20 protein-coding genes are annotated in these 19,415 nt (G+C 72.1%); 13 read left to right on the top strand and 7 right to left on the bottom strand.

Translation table 11 applies throughout. The annotated features are described in order from the left end of the window. Positions 1-85: 85 nt before the first annotated feature. Positions 86-685, bottom strand: coding sequence for a SigE family RNA polymerase sigma factor (locus tag VGX25_RS30050; protein ID WP_326921311.1), 600 nt, complete (start codon positions 683-685; stop codon positions 86-88). Between the two features lie 34 nt (positions 686-719). On the opposite strand from VGX25_RS30050, the gene VGX25_RS30045 reads away from it, so the two are divergent. Next, a complete protein-coding gene (locus tag VGX25_RS30045; protein WP_326921310.1) occupies positions 720-1,004 on the top strand; it encodes a YciI family protein in 285 nt (94 codons plus the stop codon). Here the strand turns inward: VGX25_RS30045 and VGX25_RS30040 are convergent. After that, positions 998-1,462, bottom strand: coding sequence for a pyridoxamine 5'-phosphate oxidase family protein (locus VGX25_RS30040; RefSeq protein WP_326921309.1), 465 nt, complete (start codon positions 1,460-1,462; stop codon positions 998-1,000). The genes VGX25_RS30045 and VGX25_RS30040 overlap by 7 nt on opposite strands. Positions 1,463-1,601: 139 nt before the next feature. Between VGX25_RS30040 and VGX25_RS30035 the strand changes: the two genes are divergently transcribed. The 3 genes from VGX25_RS30035 to VGX25_RS30025 are packed head-to-tail and all read left to right on the top strand — an operon-like array spanning position 1,602 to position 4,133. Then, a complete protein-coding gene (locus VGX25_RS30035; RefSeq protein WP_326921308.1) occupies positions 1,602-2,591 on the top strand; it encodes an alkaline phosphatase D family protein in 990 nt (329 codons plus the stop codon). Then, positions 2,575-3,243 carry an alkaline phosphatase D family protein gene (locus VGX25_RS30030; protein WP_326921307.1) on the top strand — a complete coding sequence of 223 codons (669 nt, stop codon included), beginning with the start codon at positions 2,575-2,577 and terminating at the stop codon, positions 3,241-3,243. Before VGX25_RS30035 ends, VGX25_RS30030 begins: the two co-directional genes overlap by 17 nt. A gap of 38 nt (positions 3,244-3,281) precedes the next feature. Continuing rightward, positions 3,282-4,133, top strand: coding sequence for an LLM class F420-dependent oxidoreductase (locus VGX25_RS30025; RefSeq protein ID WP_326921306.1), 852 nt, complete (start codon positions 3,282-3,284; stop codon positions 4,131-4,133). On the opposite strand, the gene VGX25_RS30020 is transcribed toward VGX25_RS30025, so the two are convergent. Beyond that, positions 4,123-4,407: a DUF427 domain-containing protein gene (locus tag VGX25_RS30020; protein WP_326921305.1), complete on the bottom strand. Its 285-nt coding sequence runs from the start codon at positions 4,405-4,407 to the stop codon at positions 4,123-4,125. The genes VGX25_RS30025 and VGX25_RS30020 overlap by 11 nt on opposite strands. A 77-nt stretch (positions 4,408-4,484) precedes the next feature. Between VGX25_RS30020 and fbaA the strand changes: the two genes are divergently transcribed. Both fbaA and VGX25_RS30010 read left to right on the top strand, forming a co-directional pair. Then, complete coding sequence (fbaA, locus tag VGX25_RS30015) at positions 4,485-5,519, top strand: class II fructose-bisphosphate aldolase (protein WP_326921304.1); 1,035 nt, start codon at positions 4,485-4,487, stop codon at positions 5,517-5,519. After that, a complete protein-coding gene (locus VGX25_RS30010) occupies positions 5,519-5,926 on the top strand; it encodes a DUF3151 domain-containing protein (protein ID WP_326921303.1) in 408 nt (135 codons plus the stop codon). The genes fbaA and VGX25_RS30010 overlap by 1 nt, the downstream gene beginning before the upstream one ends. A 12-nt stretch (positions 5,927-5,938) precedes the next feature. On the opposite strand, the gene VGX25_RS30005 is transcribed toward VGX25_RS30010, so the two are convergent. Then, positions 5,939-6,508 (bottom strand): HNH endonuclease family protein, encoded by a 570-nt coding sequence (locus VGX25_RS30005; RefSeq protein ID WP_326921337.1) that lies wholly within the window; start codon positions 6,506-6,508, stop codon positions 5,939-5,941. Positions 6,509-6,715: 207 nt separating this feature from the next. After that, positions 6,716-7,354: a hypothetical protein gene (locus tag VGX25_RS30000; protein WP_326921302.1), complete on the bottom strand. Its 639-nt coding sequence runs from the start codon at positions 7,352-7,354 to the stop codon at positions 6,716-6,718. Positions 7,355-7,424: 70 nt separating this feature from the next. Here VGX25_RS30000 and VGX25_RS29995 point away from each other — a divergent pair, with 70 nt between their 5' ends. Next, positions 7,425-8,714, top strand: a complete 1,290-nt coding sequence (locus VGX25_RS29995) for an adenylosuccinate synthase (protein WP_326921301.1) — start codon at positions 7,425-7,427, stop codon at positions 8,712-8,714. A 52-nt stretch (positions 8,715-8,766) separates the two neighbouring features. Here the strand turns inward: VGX25_RS29995 and VGX25_RS29990 are convergent, their stop codons facing one another. After that, entirely contained in the window at positions 8,767-11,985 is a 3,219-nt protein-coding gene (locus VGX25_RS29990; protein ID WP_326921300.1) for a tetratricopeptide repeat protein, read from the bottom strand. A gap of 37 nt (positions 11,986-12,022) precedes the next feature. Then, positions 12,023-13,126: a glycerophosphodiester phosphodiesterase gene (locus VGX25_RS29985; RefSeq protein ID WP_326921299.1), complete on the bottom strand. Its 1,104-nt coding sequence runs from the start codon at positions 13,124-13,126 to the stop codon at positions 12,023-12,025. 97 nt (positions 13,127-13,223) lie between these two features. On the opposite strand from VGX25_RS29985, the gene VGX25_RS29980 reads away from it, so the two are divergent. From VGX25_RS29980 to VGX25_RS29955, 6 genes are all read left to right on the top strand, one after another. Further along, a complete protein-coding gene (locus VGX25_RS29980; RefSeq protein WP_414636031.1) occupies positions 13,224-15,275 on the top strand; it encodes a TRAP transporter permease in 2,052 nt (683 codons plus the stop codon). Next, positions 15,262-16,335 (top strand): TAXI family TRAP transporter solute-binding subunit, encoded by a 1,074-nt coding sequence (locus VGX25_RS29975; protein WP_326921298.1) that lies wholly within the window; start codon positions 15,262-15,264, stop codon positions 16,333-16,335. Before VGX25_RS29980 ends, VGX25_RS29975 begins: the two co-directional genes overlap by 14 nt. Before the next feature lie 29 nt (positions 16,336-16,364). Further along, on the top strand, positions 16,365-17,630 hold the full coding sequence (gene purD, locus VGX25_RS29970) for a phosphoribosylamine--glycine ligase (protein WP_326921297.1): 1,266 nt from the start codon (positions 16,365-16,367) through the stop codon (positions 17,628-17,630). Between the two features lie 111 nt (positions 17,631-17,741). Beyond that, the gene (locus VGX25_RS29965; protein ID WP_326921296.1) at positions 17,742-18,146 is read left to right on the top strand and encodes a PE domain-containing protein; all 405 of its coding nucleotides are present in this window, start codon (positions 17,742-17,744) and stop codon (positions 18,144-18,146) included. Beyond that, positions 18,094-18,777, top strand: a complete 684-nt coding sequence (locus VGX25_RS29960) for a DUF3558 domain-containing protein (protein WP_326921295.1) — start codon at positions 18,094-18,096, stop codon at positions 18,775-18,777. The genes VGX25_RS29965 and VGX25_RS29960 overlap by 53 nt, the downstream gene beginning before the upstream one ends. Positions 18,778-18,787: 10 nt before the next feature. Continuing rightward, a partial coding sequence (locus VGX25_RS29955; protein ID WP_326921294.1) for a PPE domain-containing protein occupies positions 18,788-19,415 on the top strand: 628 nt, incomplete at its 3' end.

Raw genomic sequence — 19,415 nt, 5'->3', positions numbered from 1 at the left:
GTTCAGACCGTCGCTAGAGGGCCCTCGGGCCCATTGGTCTATACCATAGCGGGTCGAGCGGGGTGGGTGGGCGGGTTGAGCGGGGCTAGTGCGGGGAGTTCATGATCTTCTGTAGGGCTTCGAGGGCGCGGGACGCCGTCGACTTGACCGTGCCCTTGGAGATACCGGCGGCCTCGGCGATCTCGGCCTCGGTGAGGTTGCCGTAGTAGCGCAGCACGAGCACCTCGCGTTGGCGCGGCGGGAGGTGCGACAGCGCCCGAACGACCGACTGGTGCTCGGCCGTCAGCATGGCAAGGCTTTCCGCCGAGCGGGCGTTCACGGCGTGCGGCGGGTTGTAGTCGCGCGCGGTCTTCCGCCTGCGCAGCACGCTGCGCGACCCGTTCACCACGGCGGTGCGCAGGTAGCCGACGGCCGCGGCGGCGTCGCGCAGGTTGTGCCAGTGCCGGTGCAGGCCGGTGAACGCCTCCTGGACCACGTCCTCGGCCGTCGCCGGCTCGTCGACCAGCAGCAGCGCCAGCCGGATCAGCCGCATCCGGTGTGTGCGGTAGAGGTCCTCGAGGGTCAGCGGGGCCTGGGGCGCGACCGCGGGCACGTTGCCGGTGTCGATGGCGTGTAACCGGGACAGCGTGCGCTCCACGCTGCGTTCCGCGCTGCCCTCACTGCGGTCTGTACCATCCCCTGCCACGTCTGGAGGTTACCGGGGAGCAGGGAGGTTGCCCATGACCTGGTTCACCGTGGAGACCCGCTACACCGAGGACCGGGACCGGCTGGCGGCGGTCCGGCCCGGCCACCGGGACTACCTCGGCCGCCTGGCCGACGAGGGCAAGGTGCTCGCGGGCGGGCCGTTCGCCGACGACAAGTCGGGCTTGGCCGTGTACCGGGTCGCCGACGCCGACGAGCTGGACCGCCTGCTCGCCGAGGATCCCTACACCACGGAGGGCATTGCGGCCGAGCGCGTCGTGCGCGAGTGGAAGATCACGCTCGGGCCCTGGGCCACTCAGTAGGTTCCGCCCAGCTTGGCGTGATCCCAGCTGATCACCTTGGTCGGGGTGAACACCAGGCCGACCCGCTTTTCCGCCTGGGCCCGGACGAACTGGCTCGCCGACGTGGCCACCTCGGCGTCGTCGATCATCTGACGGGTGAGCTCCTGGCCGATCGCGGCGATCTGCTCGGTGTCGGTGAGGATCTCCACGTCGCACTCCATGGAGACGCCGCGCAGCTCGGCGTACTCCTCGCCGGACTCGACCAGCACCGTCGCCTCGGGCTGCCGGCGCAGGTTCTGCACCTTCTGCGACTTGGCGTACGTCCAGGTGGCCACGGCCTCGCCGCGGGTCACGTAGAACACCGGAACCAGGTGCGGCCGGCCGTTGGGCCCGATGGTCGCGACGTGCGCGGTGCGTTGGGACTCAAGGAAGGCCTTGACCTCCTCGGGCGTCATTCTGATCTCTGCGCGTCGCGACATGGTGCGTTTATAGCGCAGTCCTTCGGTCCCGGCCGCGCGCGGCGGCCCGGGCGCCGGGCCGATCATGCCGGACCGTACCGCGAGGTTCAGCCGATCGAACCTGGCGCGTTGACGCTGGGGTACGCCACGATCTCCGACCGTGACTCCCGTTCTTGATCGCCGCACCCTGCTCCGCGCCACGGGCGCCACCGTCACCGCCGGCGCCGTCGGGGCCGTCGCCGCCGGCGGCCTCGGCTCCGCGGCGGCCAGCCCGGCCGATCCGGTCTTCGCGCACGGCGTCGCCTCCGGTGATCCACTTCCGGACGCCGTGCTGCTGTGGACGAGGGTGACGCCGACCCCGGATGCGCTGCCCGGCTCCGGCCAGGGTCCGACCGTCGACGTGGTCTGGGAGGTCGCCACCGATCCGGCGTTCGCCGCGGTGGTCGGCGCCGGCACGGCCACCACCGGCCCGGAACGCGACCACACCGTCAAGGTGGACGCCACCGGCCTCGCACCGTCCACTGTGTACTACTACCGGTTCCGGCTCGGCGACGCCGTCTCCGCGGTCGGCGCCACGCGGACCGCGCCGGCCACCGACGCCGCCGTGCCGCGGCTGCGCTTCGGCGTGGTCTCCTGCTCGAACTGGCAGGCCGGGTACTTCGCCGCCTACCGCCACCTCGCCGAGCGCGGCGACCTCGACGCGGTCGTGCACCTCGGCGACTACCTCTACGAGTACGCGCCCGGCGAGTTCCCGGTGGGCAGCACGGTCCGCCCGCACGCGCCGGCCGCCGAGATGCTCACGCTCGCCGACTACCGGACCCGGCACGCCCAGTACAAGTCCGACCCGGACCTGCAGCGGCTGCACGCCGCCTGCCCGTGGATCGTCACCTGGGACGATCATGAGGCCGCTAATGACGCCTGGTCGGGTGGCGCGGAGAACCACCAGCCGGGTGAGGGTTCCTGGGTGGACCGGCGGGCCATCGCCAACCGGGCGTACTTCGAGTGGATGCCGGTGCGCAACGCCGGCGACCGGCCGCTTTATCGGAGACTGCGGTTCGGCCGGCTGGCCGAGCTGTCCATGCTCGACCTGCGCAGCTACCGCTCCCAGCAGGTGAGCGCGCTGTCCGGCGAGGGTGGACGATCCCAATAGGACGATCACCGGCGTCGAGCAGCTGAGCTGGCTGACCAGCGGGCTGATCGGCAGCGCGGCGCAGTGGAAGCTGGTCGGCAACCCGGTGATGATCTCCCCGGTGCTGGTCCCGCCGCTGCCGGCCGAGCTGACCGGGCCGCTGCTCAAGCTGCTGGGCCTGCCCGAGGAGGGTGGCGCGGTATTCACCGACCAGTGGGACGGCTACACCGCCGACCGCCGCCGGGTGCTGCGCGCCCTGCGCGACAACGGCGTGCGCGACACCGTGTTCCTCACCGGCGACATCCACTCCTCCTGGGCCTGCGACCTGCCGTGGGACGCCGCGCTCTACCCGTTGCTGTCGCCGTCGCTGGCCACCGAGCTGGTGACCACCTCGGTCACCTCGGACAACCTCGACGACCTGCTCGGCGTGCCGCCGCGCACGGTCTCACCCGCCGTGGAGACCGCGCTCATGGCTCTCAACCGGCACGTGCGCTGGGTGGAGTACGACTCGCACGGCGCCGCGGTGCTCGAGGTGACCCCGGCCGCGGTGCAGATGGACTGGTACTTCCTGGCCAACCGGGCCGACGCGGCCAGCGCGCTCAGCTACGCCCGCTCCTACCGGGTGCGCGCCGGAACCCAACGGGTGCAACGGGTCGGCACCCCGATCGCCTGATCGGGACTAGATGGGGCGCCCAACGGGTTGCCACCGACATGGCGATCGAGATCGGTGGGATCGGGGTGTGGACGGTCCCGCGGGCATGGGCCCACGGGGCGCTGCCGGAGGTGGCGGCCGAGCTGGAGGATCTGGGCTTCGGCGCGTTCTGGCTGGGTGGCTCGCCCGGCGGTGAGCTGCGGCAGATCGAGGAGCTGCTCGAGGCCACCAAGCGGATGCCGATCGCCACCGGCATCGCGAACGTGTGGAACGACCCGCCCGAGACGCTCGTGGCGGCCTACCACCGGTTGACCGCGGCCCATCCCGGCCGGTTCCTGCTCGGCATCGGCGCCGGGCACCACGAGCGGACCGGCCGGTACGCCTGGCCGTACCGGCGGCTGGTCGAGTTCCTCGACGCGTTCGACGCCGGCGGGGTGCCGGTGGAGCACCGGGTGCTGGCCGCGCTCGGCCCGCGGGTGCTGGCCCTGGCCGCGCGGCGCGCCGCGGGCGCGCATCCGTACCTGGTCACCCCGGAGCACACCCGGCGGGCCAGGGTGGTGCTCGGCCCCGACCGGCTGCTCGCGCCCGAGCAGAAGGTGCTGCTGGAGACCGACCCCGGCCGGGCCCGCGCCGCCGCGCGCGAGAGCCTGGCGCTGTACCTGCAGCTGCCGAACTACACCACCAACCTGCGCCGGCTCGGCTACGCGGAGGAGGACCTGGCGTACGGCGGCAGCGACCGGCTCGTCGACGACCTGGTGGCCTGGGGCGACGAGGACGCCATCCGGGCCAGGATCGCCGCGCACCACCGGGCCGGCGCCGACCACGTGGCCGTTCAGGTGCTCAACCGCGGCAGCGAGCGCCTGCCTGCGCACCGGACCCTGGCGCCCGCGCTGCTCGACCTCAGGCGGTGACCTCCACCCCGCGCCAGAACGCGACGTGGTCCTTGATCTGCGCGGCCGCCCGCTTCGGCTCCGGGTAGTACCAGGCCGCGTCCTCGTTGCGGTCGCCGTCCACCTCGAGCGTGTAGTAGCTGGCCTCGCCCTTCCACGGGCAGGTGGTGTGCGTCTCGGAGGGCTTGAGGTACTCCTGGTGGACCGACTCGATCGGGAAGTAGTGGTTGCCCTCCACGATCGTGGTTTTGTCGCTCTCGGCGATGACCTTGCCATTCCAGCGTGCGGTTGCCATACCTCCAGTCTGCACCCATGGGCTAATAGGATCCTGTAAGACGACAGCGCCGTGCGGCTCCGAGGAGGACGTGTCCCATGCCCATCGCCACACCCGAGGTCTATGCCGAGATGCTGGACCGGGCCAAGGCGAACGAGTTCGCGTACCCGGCCATCAACGTCACGTCGTCCGAGACGCTCAACGCCGCGCTGCGCGGGTTCGCCGAGGCCGAGAGCGACGGAATCATCCAGGTGTCCACCGGCGGCGCGGAGTTCCTCTCCGGCACCAAGGTCAAGGACATGGTCACCGGCGCGGTGGCCCTCGCCGAGTTCGCCCACGTGGTCGCCGAGAAGTACCCGGTGAACGTGGCGCTGCACACCGACCACTGCCCCAAGGACAAGCTGGACGGGTTCGTCCGGCCGCTGCTGGCGATCAGCGCGGAGCGGGTGGCCGCGGGCGGTCAGCCGCTGTTCCAGTCGCACATGTGGGACGGCTCGGCGGTTCCGCTCGAGGAGAACCTGGAGATCGCCGCCGAGCTGCTTGACGCCACCGCCAAGGCGAAGATCATCCTCGAGGTGGAGATCGGCGTCGTCGGCGGCGAGGAGGACGGTGTCGCCAACGAGATCAACGAGAAGCTGTACACCACCGAGGACGACTACCTCAAGACGATCGACGCGCTGGGCGCCGGGGAGAAGGGCCGCTACATCCTGGCCGCCACGTTCGGCAACGTGCACGGCGTGTACAAGCCGGGCAACGTGAAGCTGCGGCCCGAGGTGCTCAAGCGGGGCCAGGAGGTGGCCGCCGGCAAGCTCGGGATGCCGGCCGGGTCCAAGCCGTTCGACCTGGTCTTCCACGGCGGCTCCGGCTCGCTGCTCGAGGAGATCCACGAGGCGCTGTCCTACGGCGTGATCAAGATGAACATCGACACCGACACGCAGTACGCGTTCACCCGTCCGATCTCCGACCACATGTTCAAGAACTACGACGGCGTGCTCAAGATCGACGGCGAGGTCGGCAACAAGAAGACCTACGACCCGCGCAGCTACCTCAAGGCCGCCGAGCAGTCCATGGCCACCCGCGTCACGCAGGCCTGCGACGACCTGCGCTCCGCCGGCCGGATGCTGGCCGGCTGATGACCAACCTGCTCGGACCCGAGCCCACCCGGCTGCCGGAGCGGCCCGAGGCGCAGGCGGCGATGGACGGCGGCCGGGATCCGGCCGAGGTGGCCCGGTCCTGGCCCGACTTCAGCGAGGCCTGGGCCGCGCTGGCCGAGCGCGCGCTGACCGCGGGCGAGGACCTCGCCGGCTACGCCTACGCCCGCACCGGCTACCACCGCGGCCTTGACCAGCTGCGCCGCGCCGGCTGGCGCGGCGCCGGCCCGATCCCGTGGGAGCACCGGCCGAACCAGGGCTTCCTGCGCGCGTTGGCCGCCCTCGCCCGCGCCGCGCAGACGATCGGCGAGCCCGAGGAGGCCGAGCGCTGCACCCAGTTCCTCGCCGACGCCGACCCGAAGGCACCGGCCCAGCTCGGCTTTTCCTAGCCCGGCAAGGAGTCAGCAGCGGTTGAGCATGTCGGTCAGCGCCGACTTCTCCGCCGAGTTGATCGTGAGCGCGTACCGGTACTTGGTGTGCGTCCACATCTTCGCGTAGGTGCACCAGTACGTGGTGCGCGGCGGCTTCCAGGTGGCCGGCGTCTGGTCGCCTTTGGACTGGTTGACGTTGTCGGTCACCGCGATCAGCTGCGGGTTGGACAGATCGTTGGCGAACTGCTGACGCCGTGCCGTCGTCCACGACGAGGCGCCGGTCCGCCAGGCGTTGGCCAGCGGCACGACGTGGTCGATGTCCACATCGGACGCCTGGCTCCAGGTGGCGCCGTCGTACGGGCTGAACCAGCGCCCGGACACCGCCGCGCACGCCGAGTCGGTGACCACACCGGTGCCGTCCCGCTTGAGCACGGTCTCGCGGGTGTTGCAGGTCCCGGAAACCGTGCTCCAGTGCGGGAACATGTCCCGCGAGTACCCTGAGCTCGATCCGTCCGGCGCCACCCGCAATGCGGCCAGCTCGGACCGGGCGGTGGACTCGCTCGGAATGTTCGGCGGCTCGGCGGCGGCGATGCCGACCATTCCGACGGTGAAACCTGTGATGAGCAACAGACATGCGGCGATAGCCCGCCATTCCCCGACATGTTGCCTCCGTGTGCAGGGACCACGTTGGAACATCACCAACGAATCTGAGCCACGGAGGTGAACGGAGCAATATCTCCCGATGTACGTCCGACGGAATGCGGACGACTGCCGTGTGGTCCGGACGTTCGAACGCGGCCGAACGGTCTAGCCCCGCACCCCGGGCACGGCGACTGCACGCAGGTCCTCGGTGTGCCGGTACCAGGTCCACCGGCGTACCGGCCGGGGATGCTCGACGCCGTCGGAGGTGACCGTCGTGGGATGGCAGCCGACCTGGAAGGCCCGGCCCCGGTAGGACCGCACCCGCCGCAACAGTCCACCGTGGACCACCCGGCCGTGCACGCCGCCGCCGGAGTCGGGCGTGACCTCGATGGCCGCGGCGCGACCGCGCAGGGCGAGCTGATCGTCGCAGTACGCCTCACCGTCCACCGGTCCGATCCGGCCGCGGCCGACCAGGACCCCGCCGGAGTCGTCGCGTACCAGGGGGATCGGCACCGGATCGCCGTCGACGGCGAAGTCGAGCGCGTCCCTCGGCAGGCCCCACAGGCCGGCCACCGCGGAGCGCCGCCGATCCGCCGGGACGAAGCCGACCGCCCGGTCGAGCCGCTCGGTGCGCAGCAGCCGCAGCACCACCGCGGCCAGGTCGGCGTCCGTGCCGACCACCACCACCCGGTCCGGCGCGGTGGCGAGCAGCGGGTCGAGGTCGGACTTTCCGGGCATCGCCGGCACCTCCCGCCACCCCGGCCGGGTGGCGGTAATCCCGCAGGCCAACACCACTACGGCCACCGCGCCTCCCTGGTCTACGCTCGATCCCCGGCACATCGCCTGAACGATCCAGTCCACCGGGGAGTGTCACATGCCGGCAATCGTGCTCATCGGCGCCCAGTGGGGCGACGAGGGGAAGGGCAAGGCGACCGACCTGCTCGGCGAGCGCGTCCAGTGGGTGGTGCGCTACCAGGGTGGCAACAACGCCGGGCACACCGTGGTGCTGCCGGACGGCCAGGACTTCGCGCTGCACCTGATCCCGTCCGGGATCATCAGCCCGCACGTGTGGAACGTGATCGGCAACGGGGTGGTGGTCGACGCCGGCGTGCTGCTCACCGAGCTGGCCGGGCTGGAGGACCGCGGCGTGGACACCACCCGGCTGCTGATCTCCGCCGACGCGCACCTGCTCATGCCGTACCACGTGGCCATCGACAAGGTCACCGAGCGCTACCTGGGCAAGCGGAAGATCGGCACGACCGGGCGCGGCATCGGCCCGGCCTACCAGGACAAGGTGGCCCGCGTCGGGGTCCGCGTGCAGGACCTGCTGGACGAGAAGATCCTCCGGCAGAAGGTCGAGGCGGCCCTGGACATCAAGAACCAGATCCTGGTCAAGGTCTACAACCGCAAGGCGCTCGACCCGGTGCAGGTGTCCGACGCGATGCTCGCCCACGGCGAGAAGTTCGCCCACCGCATCGCCGACACCCGGCTGCTGCTCAACCAGGCCCTCGAGCGCGGCGAGATGGTGCTGCTGGAAGGCTCGCAGGGCACCCTGCTCGACGTCGACCACGGCACCTACCCGTTCGTCACCTCCTCCAACCCGACCGCGGGCGGCGCCTGCGCCGGCTCCGGCATCGGCCCCACCCGGATCGACTCGGTGATCGGCATCCTGAAGGCGTACACCACCCGGGTCGGCTCCGGTCCGTTCCCCACCGAGCTGCACGACGAGATGGGCGAGCGGCTGCGCAAGTCCGGCGGCGAGGTCGGCGTGACCACCGGCCGGCCCCGGCGCACCGGCTGGTTCGACGCGGTGATCGCCCGGTACGCCGCGCGGGTCAACGGGATCACCGACTACTTCCTCACCAAGCTCGACGTGCTGTCCGGATTGGACACCGTTCCGGTCTGCGTCGCGTACGAGGTGGACGGACGAAGGGTCGACGACATGCCGATGACCCAAACCGACCTGCACCACGCCATCCCGGTCTACGAGGAGCTGCCCGGCTGGTGGGAGGACCTCTCCGAGTGCCGCCACTTCGACGACCTGCCCGGCAACGCGCGCCGCTACGTCGAACGCCTCGAGCAGCTGGCCGGGGCCCGCATCTCCGCCATCGGCGTCGGTCCCCGCCGCGACCAGACCATCGTCCGCCACGACCTGGCCCCCTGACCCGGCGAGTCGTACGCTCCGGCACCCGAGTCGTACGTCTCCGGACCGGGTACTAGCCCGCCGCGAGCAGCTCGCGCACCGCGTGCTCTTCCGGGGCGCCGATCTCGGTGAAGATCGTCAGCGCCGCCCGCCAGTGCGCGCGGGCCAGGTCGGTGTCGCCGGTGGCGCGGTAGGCAAGGCCGAGCACGTGCAGGGCGCGGGCCTCGATGAGCCGTTGCCGGCGGCGGCGCACCACGTCCAGCGCGCGCTGAGCGTGCGCCGCGGCCTGCTCCACCTCGCCGAGCTCCAGGTGGGCGTAGGCCAGCTCGGCCAGCACCCGGCCCTCGAACAGGTGGATGCCGCGATCGCGCATGACGGCCAGCGCCTCCTGGCAGTGCGCGATCGCCTCGGCGGGCCGGCCGGTGCTCCGCCGGACCCGTGACAGTCCGATGAGGACAGACGCCTCGGCGTAGGAGAAACCGATCTCCCGAGCCAGCCGCAGTGCCTCGGCGAAGTAGCGCTCGGCCGCCTCGTGCGAGCGCGCCTTCCACATGATCAGGCCGAGGCTGTTGAGCGACCGGGCCTCGACGTGCCGGTCGCCGATCTCCCGGCTCAGCCGCAGGGCCTGGCTGGAGTGCGCGTACGCGGTGTCCGGCTGGCCGAGGACCAGCGCGGCCGAGCCGATGTAGTTGAGCGCGATGGCCTCGCCGTGCCGGTCCCCGATCCGCCGGTTGATCTCCAGCGCCCGCTCGTGGAACCGGGCCGCGCGGGCCGGCTGACCGAGGTGCGCGCACGCCCGGCCGAGGTTGTGCAGGGAGCTGGCCTCGGCGCTCGGGTTGCCGATCCGCCGGTTGATCTCCAGGGCGTTGGTGTGACACGCCATGGCCAGCCGGAAGTCGCCGAGGTTGTAGTGGATCAGCCCGAGCACGTCGTGCGCCGACGCCTCGCCGGCCTCGTCGCCCATGCGCTCGGCCGCGCTCAGCGCCGCGGCGCACACCGCAAGCCCGTCGCCGCCGAGCCCGCGGCTGATGAAGTAGCCGCGCAGCGTGTCGGCGATCCGCCACGCGTAGCTCGGCACGCCGTACTCGGATCCGGGCACCGCGGCCGCGACGAGGTTGGCCCGCTCGGCCTCCAGCCAGTCGAGGGCCGCGCTCTCGGTGGCCGGCTCGGCCGGGCCCGCCCCGCCCTCGGCGGCCGGCCGGGCCAGCCGCAGCACGTGCGGGTAGAGCAGGCGCGTGGCCTGGTCGGCCGTGCGCAGGTAGAAGTCCAGCAACCGTTCCACGGCCGCGTGGCACTCGTCGGCGTCCTCCCGGCGGGCCGCCTCGGCGGCGTAGTCCCGGAGCAGGTCGTGGAACTGGTAGCGGCCGGCCACCTGCTGCTGCACCAGGTGGGCGGCGGCGAGCTGGCCGAGCGCCCGCCGGGCGTCCTCGATCGACCCGCCGGCCAGCGCCGCCGCGGCCTCGTGCGTGAAGTCCGGCCCGGGAACCAGGCCGAGCAGCCGGAAGAGTCTCCTCGTGCCGGGCTCCAGCCTGGCGTAGGACAGGTCGAACGCGGCCCGCACCGGGCCCCGGTCCTCCCCGTCGATGGTCAGCCCGCCGAGCCGGCCGTGGTCGCGCAGCTCGGCGGTGTAGTCGGCGATGCCCCGCGCCGGGGCGGCGAGCAGGTTCGCCGCGGCGATCCGCAGCGCCAGCGGCAGGTGCGCGCAGATGCGGCCCAGCTCCTCGACCGCGTCCGGCTCGGCCAGCACCCTGGCGTCGCCGAGCATCCCGGCCAGCAGCGCCCGGGAGTCGCCGGCGTCGAGCACGTCGAGGCCGATCCGCCGGGCGCCCTCCTTGGCCACCAGGCCGGTCAGCCGGTCGCGGCTGGTCACCACCACCATGCAGCCCGGGCTGCCGGGCAGCAGCGGGCGCACCTGCTCCGCCCCGGCGGCGTCGTCCAGCAGGATCAGCGTCCGCCGGTCGGCCAGCCGGGTGCGGTACAGGTTGGCGGCCTCCTCGGCGTCCACCGGCACCCGCTCGGCCGGCACCCCCAGCGCGCGCAGGAAGTGAGTCAGCGCCTCGAGCGGCGGGGCCGGCGGACCGCTGGCGCAGCCGCGCAGGTTGACGTAGAGCTGACCGTCGGGGAACCGGTCCCGCACGCGGTGCGCCCAGTGCACGGCCAGCGCCGTCTTTCCCACCCCGGCCGATCCGGTGACCGTCGCGATCATCACCGCGGTGTCCCGCCCGGCCCGCGGCAGCAGCCGGTCGAGCCGGTCGAGGTCCTCGGACCGGCCGGCGAACCCGGCCACGTCGGCGGGCAGCTGCGCCGGCACCGGCCGCCGCGCCGCGGCCGCCCGCACCGGCCCGCCCTGCCGGACGATGCGCAGATGCGCGGCCCGGATCTCGGCCCCCGGCTGGACCCCCAGCTCCTCGCCGAGCCGCCGGCGCAGCTCGGTGAACAGCCGCAGCGCCGCGGCCTGCTGGCCGGACCCGGCCAGCGCCAGCATCAACCGGGCGTGCAGGCCCTCGTGCAGCGGCTCCTCCCTGGCCAGCGCGCGCAGCTGCTCGACGAGCTGCTGGCCGGGCGCGCCCACGCTCAGCGCCAGGTCGGCGTAGTCAAGCGCGGTGGTCAGCCGGCGCGCGGTGACCGCAAGCGCGGCCGGATGATGCCGCACCCCGGCGGGCAGGTCGGCCAGCAGCGGACCGCGCCAGCCGTGCAGTGCCTCCTGGTACAGGCCCACCGCCGCCCGCGGCGGCGCCTCCCTCGCCCGTCCCAGCAGCCGGTCGAACCGCAGCAGGTCAAGCTGGTCGGCCTGCACCGCCAGCAGGTAGCCGCCGCGCTGCGCGGAGATCAGCGGCACCGGCCCCGGCGCGATCGCCTTGCGCAGCCGCGAGACGTAGGTGTGCACGAGGTTCTGGCAGCTGTCCGGCGGATCGTCCCCCCACAGCACGTCGATGATCTCCGACCGGGTGACGACCTGGTTGGCGTGCAACGCGAGCAGGCCGAGCAGGGACCGCTGCTTGAGCGTCCCGCCGTCCACCGGCCGGCCCCCGTGCACCACCTCGAGCCGGCCGAGCACCCCGATCCACAGCCGGTCCGTGCCCCGCTCCGGCCACCGCTCGACGCTCAGCCCGAGCGCCGCGCCCAGCCGCCGCACCGAGTCGGCCCTCGGCCGGGCCACCTTGCCCTGCTCGATGTACCGCACCGCGCGCACGCTCACGCCGGCCCGGTCGGCCAGCTCCTGCTGGGTCAGCCGGGCCCGCACCCGCCGAGCCCGCAGCTCCTCGCCGAACGACGCCGAACCCGAGCGCACGCCCCAAATCCTCGCACGCGCGGCGACGGCCGGTGGATCAGCGGGCGGCGACCCCGATGTCCGGGTTGTCGGTGAACACCCCGTCGACGCCGGCGGCGAAGAAGGCCTCCAGCTCGGCGAACAGGTTGCCGTAGTCGGCGAGGACGGCCGAGGAGCGCAGGTTGGTCGGCAGGAAGTTGTTCTCCGCCCGGAAGGTGTACGGGTGCACCCGCAGGCCGGCCGCGTGGGCGTCGCGCACCAGGGCGGTCGGCGCGGTCAGGTTGCCGGCCGCGTCCCGCGGGATGACCTGGTTCTTGTCCGGGCCGAGGCCGTCGGCGTAGCCGGCCACCTCGCGCAGGCCGGCCGCGGTGACCAGGTCGGCGTAGGTGCGCGGGTCCCCGGTGTCGACGAAGTCGAACGGGGCGCCGGTGGCCGAGGTCAGCTGCACCAGCGGGACGCGCAGCTGCCGGTCGAGCGCCTTGAGGTTGGACACCTCGAAGGACTGCACGAACACCTTGGCGCGCCGGTGGTTGAGCCCGTTGCGGTCGAGCGTCTCCACCAGCCTCGGCTCAAGCGGCAGGCCCTGCTTGCGGAAGTACGTGGGGTGCTTGGTCTCCGGGTAGATCCCGATCTCCCGGTGCAGCTCGCGGGAAAGCCGCTTGGCCAGGTCGATGACCTCCTGCAGGGTGGGCACCCGGTCGCGGCCGTTGAAGATCGTGTTCTCCTGGCGGAACTGCGGGATGCGCTCGGTCGCGCGCAGCGTTCGCAGCTCGGCCAGCGTGAAGTCCTCGGCGAACCAGCCGGTGGTCGGCGTGCCGTCGAGGTTCTTGGTGGTGCGCCGCGCGGCGAACTCGGGGTGGGCCGCCACGTCGGTGGTGCCGCCGATCTCCGGCTCGTGCCGGGCGATCAGCACCCCGTCCTTGGTGATCACCAGATCGGGCTCGATGTAGTCGGCGCCCATCCGCGCGGCGAGCTCATAGGAGGCCAGCGTGTGCTCGGGACGGTAGCCGGAGGCCCCGCGGTGGCCGATCACCAGCGGTCCGGCCGCGTGCCGCTCGTCGGTGTCCGGCGCGGCCGGCTCGGCGATCACCGCCGACGCGCCCCCGACCAGAGCCAGCGTCGAGGCCGCGATCACGGCGAGCCGCAGGATCTTCTCGCGCATTCCAGGTCCCTCCCGTGAGGTCACGTTGCGGTAACGCCCGATGACGATACGTACGAAAGAGTCTCCGGGACAGGGGCCACGGGTAGGTTGCCGATTGATGATCGAGGGCACACGGCCCGGCGAACTGGCGTCGCGGCCGGACGTCATGGACACGGTCGGCGCGCACGACGAGGAGCGTCCGGCGCGCCGCCTCGGCCCGCGCTGGGACCGGTTCGTCCGGGTGGCGGCGATCGCCGTCGCCCTGCTCGTGCTGTGGCAGGTCTTCTGGCCGCTGGCCCAGGGCCTGACCTACTACCTGGTGATCTTCCTCGGGCTCACCCTTCCGATGGTCTACCTGTGCTATCGGCCGCTGGCCCGCCGCCGCGACCCGGCCGCGCCCGACAATCCCGGCATCGCCGACTGGGTGCTCGCCGCGCTGGCCCTCGTCGCCGGCCTGTACCCGATCCTGGTCGGCTACAACGCCTTCCTGGACCGTGGCGGCCAGTTGTCCACTATGGACATAGCGGCCGGCACCGGGCTGCTGCTGCTGATCATCGAGGCCACCCGGCGCACCACCGGCCTGGTGCTTCCCGCCGTGTGCCTGGTGTTCATCGGGTACGCCTACTACGGCGGCTACCTGCCGCAGAACTGGGGCGTCGCGCACGCCGGGTTCGACTACAGCCAGATCATCAACGGGTTCTTCAACGACGCCAGCGGGTTCTACGGCATCCCGCTCGGCGTCGCGGCCACCTACATCGTGCTGTTCACCATCTACGGCGCCGTGCTGAACTCGTCGGGCGCCGGGAAGTTCTTCGTGGACTTCAGCTTCGCGCTGTTCCGCAAGTCCCGCACCGCGCCGGGGCGGACCGCGGCGACGTCCGGTTTCCTGCTCGGCACGGTGTCCGGCTCGGGCACCGCGACCACCGTCACGCTCGGCGCGATCACCTGGCCGGTGCTGCGGAAAGCCGGCTACCCCAAGGAGAGCGCCGGCGGGCTGCTCGCCGCGTCCGGCATCGGCGCGATCCTGTCCCCGCCGACGCTCGGCGCCGCCGCCTTCATCATCGCCCAGTACCTGGAGGTCTCCTACCTCACCGTCATGGTGTGGGCGATCGTCCCCACGGTCCTGTACTACCTGGGCATCGTGCTCGCCGTCGAGATCGACGCGCGGCGGTTCGGCGCGCGGGCGGTCGACGTCGACGTGCCAAGCACCTGGCAGGTGCTCAAGCGCGGCATCCACCACTTCGCCTCGCTGGCGATCATCGTGGTGTTCCTCGCGCTGGACATCCCGGTGTTCAGCGCGGTGGTCTACGCCTCCGGCGTCGCCGCCCTGTTCGCCCTGATCGCGCGGCTGGTCGAGTCCCGTGGCGCGCCGGGCGCCGCGCTCCTGACCTGGATCCGCTCGCTGGCCGACGCGCTCGCCGAGGGCATCCGCGGCGCCCTGCCGGTGATCGCGGTGTGCGCCGCGGCCGGCGTGATCACGTCGGTGATCACCAAGACCGGGCTCGGCCAGGTGCTGGCCGACTCGCTGGTCCAGCTCGCCAGTGCGGTGTCGTCCAACGCCACCGTCGTCCTCGTGCTGACCGTGATCTTCGCCGCGGTCGCGGTGAGCGTGCTCGGCCTTGCCGTCCCGGTGACCGCGTCGTTCATCATCGCCTGGGTGGTGCTCGGGCCCGCGCTGCTCGACCTCGGCGTCGAGCCCGCCGAGACCGCGATGTTCATCTTCTACTACGCGGTGCTGTCCGAGGTCACCCCGCCGACCGCGCTGGCCGCCGTCGCCGCGGCCGCGATCACCGGCGGCTCCGTCATGCAGACCATGTGGCAGACCTGGAAGTACACCCTGCCGGCGTTCCTGGTGCCGATCGCGTTCGTGCTCACCGACAACGGCTCGGCCCTGCTGCTTCAGCGCGGCGCCGTCGACGTGCTGTGGGTGACCGCGGTGTCCGCGCTCGGCGTCGCGGCGCTGGCCGTCGTCACCGGCGGCTGGCTGCTCGGCCCGGCGAACTGGCCGGAGCGGGCGCTGTGCCTGCCGGCCGCGCTGCTGCTCCTCTACCTCCAGCCGATCACCGTCGGCATCGGCCTCGCCTGCCTCGCGGCCGCGGTCGTCGTGCACGTCGCGACCCGGGGCCGCACCCTTGAACAGGACAAGGAGACCAATCGTGCGCACGCGTAAGACCACACTGCATACCTGGTCGCTCCCGCGCGGCCACTGCCGCCCACCCACCCTGCGGCCGCGCTTCCGCTCCGGTCTGGCCGCCGCGCTGACCGTCGGGCTGATCGCCACCGGATGCGGCGGCAAGCGCGACGACGCCCCGTCGAACCCGGGCCAGGGCAACCAGGGCCAGCAGGTCGCCTGCGAGGCCGGCGACGGCCGGATCACCATCGCCACCGGCAACACCGGCGGGGTCTACTACACACTCGGCGGCGGGCTCGCCCAGCTGATCAGCGGCAACACCAAGCTCAAGGCCACCGCGGCCGAGACAACCGCCTCCGTGCAGAACATCCGCCAGCTGTCCGCCGGCGACTACGACGTGGCGTTCTCGCTCGCCGACACCGCCGCGGACGCCGTCGAGGGCAAGGGCAGCTTCGACGGCAAGCCGCAGAAGATCACCGCGCTGGCCCGGATCTACTCCAACTACACCCACGTGGTGGTCAGGGCGAGCAGCGGGATCAACAGCGTCGCCGACATGCGCGGCAAGAAGATCTCCACCGGCTCGCCGAACTCCGGCACCGAGGTGATCGCCAACCGGCTGCTGCAGGCCGCCGGCCTCGACCCGGCCAAGGACATCTCCGCCCAGCGACTCGCGCTGCGGCAGACCGTGGACGGCATGAAGTCCGGCCAGCTCGACGGGCTGGTCTGGTCCGGTGGCCTGCCCACCCCGGAGATCACCGACCTGACCACGTCCCAGCGCGACCAGGTCAAGTTCATCGACATCACGCCGCAGCTGGACGCCATGAAGAAGATCAACGCGGTCTACGACCGGGGCAGCATCCCGTCGGCCACCTACTCGCTGCCGTCCGAGGTGCCCACCATCGTCGTGCCCAACGTGCTGCTGGTCCGCGAGGACTTCCCGGCCGGCAATGCCTGCGCGATCACCAAGCTGATCTTCGACAAGCAGCCCGACCTGGTCAAGGTGCACCCGTCGGCCAAGGAGCTCAGCAAGGACACCGCCACCAGGACCGACCCGGTCCCGCTGCACCCCGGCGCCAAGCAGGCCCTCGGCGCCGGCTGACCGGGGCCGGCAATCTAGGCTCGTTCACCGTGCGTGTCCTAGTGATCGGGTCCGGCGCCCGCGAGCATGCCCTGCTGCTCGGGCTCGCGCACGACCCAGCGGTGACCGCGCTGGCCTGCGCGCCGGGCAACGCCGGCACCGCGGCGCTCGCCGAGTCCTACGGCGTGGACGTGACCGCGCCCGCGTCCGTCGCCGCCCTGGCCGGCGAGTGGCGGGCCGACCTGGTGGTCATCGGCCCGGAGGTGCCACTCGTGGCCGGCGCCGCCGACGCGGTCCGCGCCGCCGGCATCGCCTGCTTCGGCCCGTCCGCGGCGGCCGCCCGCATCGAGGGCTCCAAGGCGTTCGCCAAGGAGATCATGCGCGACACGCACGTGCCGACCGCGCACGCCGAGATCGTCGACAACCCGGCCCGCCTGGACTCCGCGCTCGGCAGGTTCGGTCCGACCTGGGTGGTCAAGGACGACGGCCTGGCCGCCGGCAAGGGCGTCGTCGTCACCCCCGACCTCGCCGCCGCCCGCGCGCACGCCATGACCCTGCTCGAGGCCGGCCACCCCGTGCTGCTCGAGTCGTACCTCGACGGTCCGGAAGCCTCCCTGTTCTGCCTCGTCGACGGCGGCACGGTCGTCCCGCTGCTGCCCGCCCAGGATTTCAAGCGCGTCGGCGACGGCGACTCCGGCCCGAACACCGGCGGCATGGGCGCCTACGCCCCGCTGCCCTGGGCGTCGCCGGATCTGGCGGCCGAGGTCGTCGACCGCATCGTCCAACCCGTCGTCGACGAGTTGGCCCGCCGCGGCACCCCGTTCACCGGCCTGCTCTACGCCGGGTTGGCGTTGACGTCCTCCGGCCCGCAGGTCATCGAGTTCAACTGCCGTTTCGGCGACCCCGAGACCCAGGCCGTCCTCGCCCTGCTCCGCACCCCGCTCGCCGGTCTGCTGCACGCCACCGCCACCGGCACGCTCGCGGCGCACGGTCGGCTGGACTGGGCCCCCGGCTACGCCGTCACCGTCGTCATCGCCGCCGAGGGCTACCCCGGCCGCCCCCGCACCGGCGACGTCATCACCGGCGCCGAGGCCGACGGCGTCCTGCACGCCGGCACCCGCCGCCGCGACGACGGCGCCATCGTCTCCTCCGGCGGCCGCGTCCTTTCCGTGGTCGGCACCGGCCCCACCCTGGAGTCCGCCCGCGCCGACGCCTACCGCAAGGTCGCGCAGGTCCACCTGCCCGGCTCCCACCACCGCACCGACATCGCCCTGCTCGCGGTCCGCGGTGACGTCGGCATCCCCGCCACCCGCTGAGGGAACCGAACACCCACCCGGATCGTCCAAACTGAGGTGGGCCATACCCTCGGATTGGTAGCCTACGAAGCGAGATCGACCGGTCACAGTGAGTGGGGAGAGCGAACGGGGATGGAGCTTCTCGGCGACATCGGCCGCGGCGTCCAGGAGGCGTTCGCCCAGGTCGACACCTACAACACCACGATGGCCAAGACCTCAGGCACCTTCACCGTCACCAAGGACAACGTCCTGGCCGCCGCTCAGATCATCAGCACCCAGGCCGACGCGCTGGACGACAAGTTGCGGGCGGCATTCGGTGATCTCGAGGTCGCGCCGCCGGGCGATGACGATGTCAGTACTCGAATTGCGCCGGCCTGGAATGACCTGCTCATCTACAACGAGGATTCGTACGCCAATCGGATAAAGGCGTATATCGACGGTCTACGTAATCTCGCTCGGCAGTGCGCGGACAGTGCGAAGGCCTATGGTTACACCGATGAGGCGATCGCGGTCGCTTTTGGGGCCGAGCGTGAATAGTCGCTTGGCGGCAATGGCACTGGTAGCACTATTCGCCGCGGGGTGCACGCAGGGAGAGGCAGGTCGAGCGGCACCCGCCTCGACCACCGCGCCAGTCTCGGAGACCGGCGGCCCGTCGTCGAGCGGACCGCCGTCCAGCGGGACGCCGACGGTGACCATTCCACCCCGGCCAAGGGAGCTGAAGCTGGATGGTGTCGATCCGTGCGCGCTGTTCACCAAGGCCCAGCTCGACGAGCTGAAGATGGATCGGGCGCGCAAGACCACCAACGGTTCCCGGCAGTACAAGGGAATGGCGGAGTGCGTTCTCAACATGTTGCAAGAGCCACCGTATTTTACCTACACGGTGACCGCGGCAACCAATGAAGGTATCGAGGCCTGGTTGACGGGTGACCGTAATGTCGAGGCGTGGCTCCGCTCGGTGGCGGATTTTCCGGCCGCAACGTATTGGATCCGGGGATCCAACGGTCGCAATGCGGCGGCATGCGATACGGCGGTCGATGTGGCGCAAGGCCAGCAGCTCATGGTCTCGTCGGACAACGACAGCGGTCGATCGCTCACGCTCGAGCAATTGTGCCAGCGCGCCGAGGCTGCGGCGGCGATGGCGGTGCAGACTTTGCAGACGTTGAAGTGAGGACGGGGATATGGACGGCGATTACGGGCTCAGCGATCTGCGCTTTGCGGGGTATTCGAATGAGGAGCTGGCCACGCAGGTGGACGGGCTGCGGAATGGGCAGGGGTCGGAGAGCCTGCACAACGCGGCGCGGGCGCTGGTGAGCTTGGCCGCGGGGTTGGCGGAGACCGATCGGGTGTTGCGGGAGCAGCTGCGGGAGATCGGGGTGTCCTGGGAGGGGCAGGCGGCCGAGGGGGGCGCGCAGGCGACCCAGGACGCGGCGGTGTACGCCGACGAGGCGGTGGGTCCGGTCGGCGACTCGGCGGCCGGGGTGTCGACCCAGAGCGGGTCGTTCTCGCACACCCGCAACAGCGCGCCGGACTCGGGGACGCTGCGCGGGCCGACGGAGCTGAGCGGATTCGACCGGTTCGCCGGGGCGTTCGGGCACACGACGGATCACGCCAGGGCGGTGCGGGACACGAGCGCGGCGCGGGAGCAGGCGGTGGCCGGGATGGACGGCTACCAGCGCAGCAGCGTGGACAGCCTGGGCCGGGCCCGGACGCTGCCGGTGCCGCCGGGGATGGACCTGGTGACGCAGCCGGCCGACACCGGCACGCAGGTCGGCGGGGTGGGAGCGCCCGGGGTCGGCGGTGCGACCG

Source organism: Actinophytocola sp. (assembly GCF_035942955.1).
Classification (GTDB): Bacteria; Actinomycetota; Actinomycetes; order Mycobacteriales; family Pseudonocardiaceae; genus DASYTH01.
This window is presented reverse-complemented; position numbering and strand designations above follow the sequence as displayed.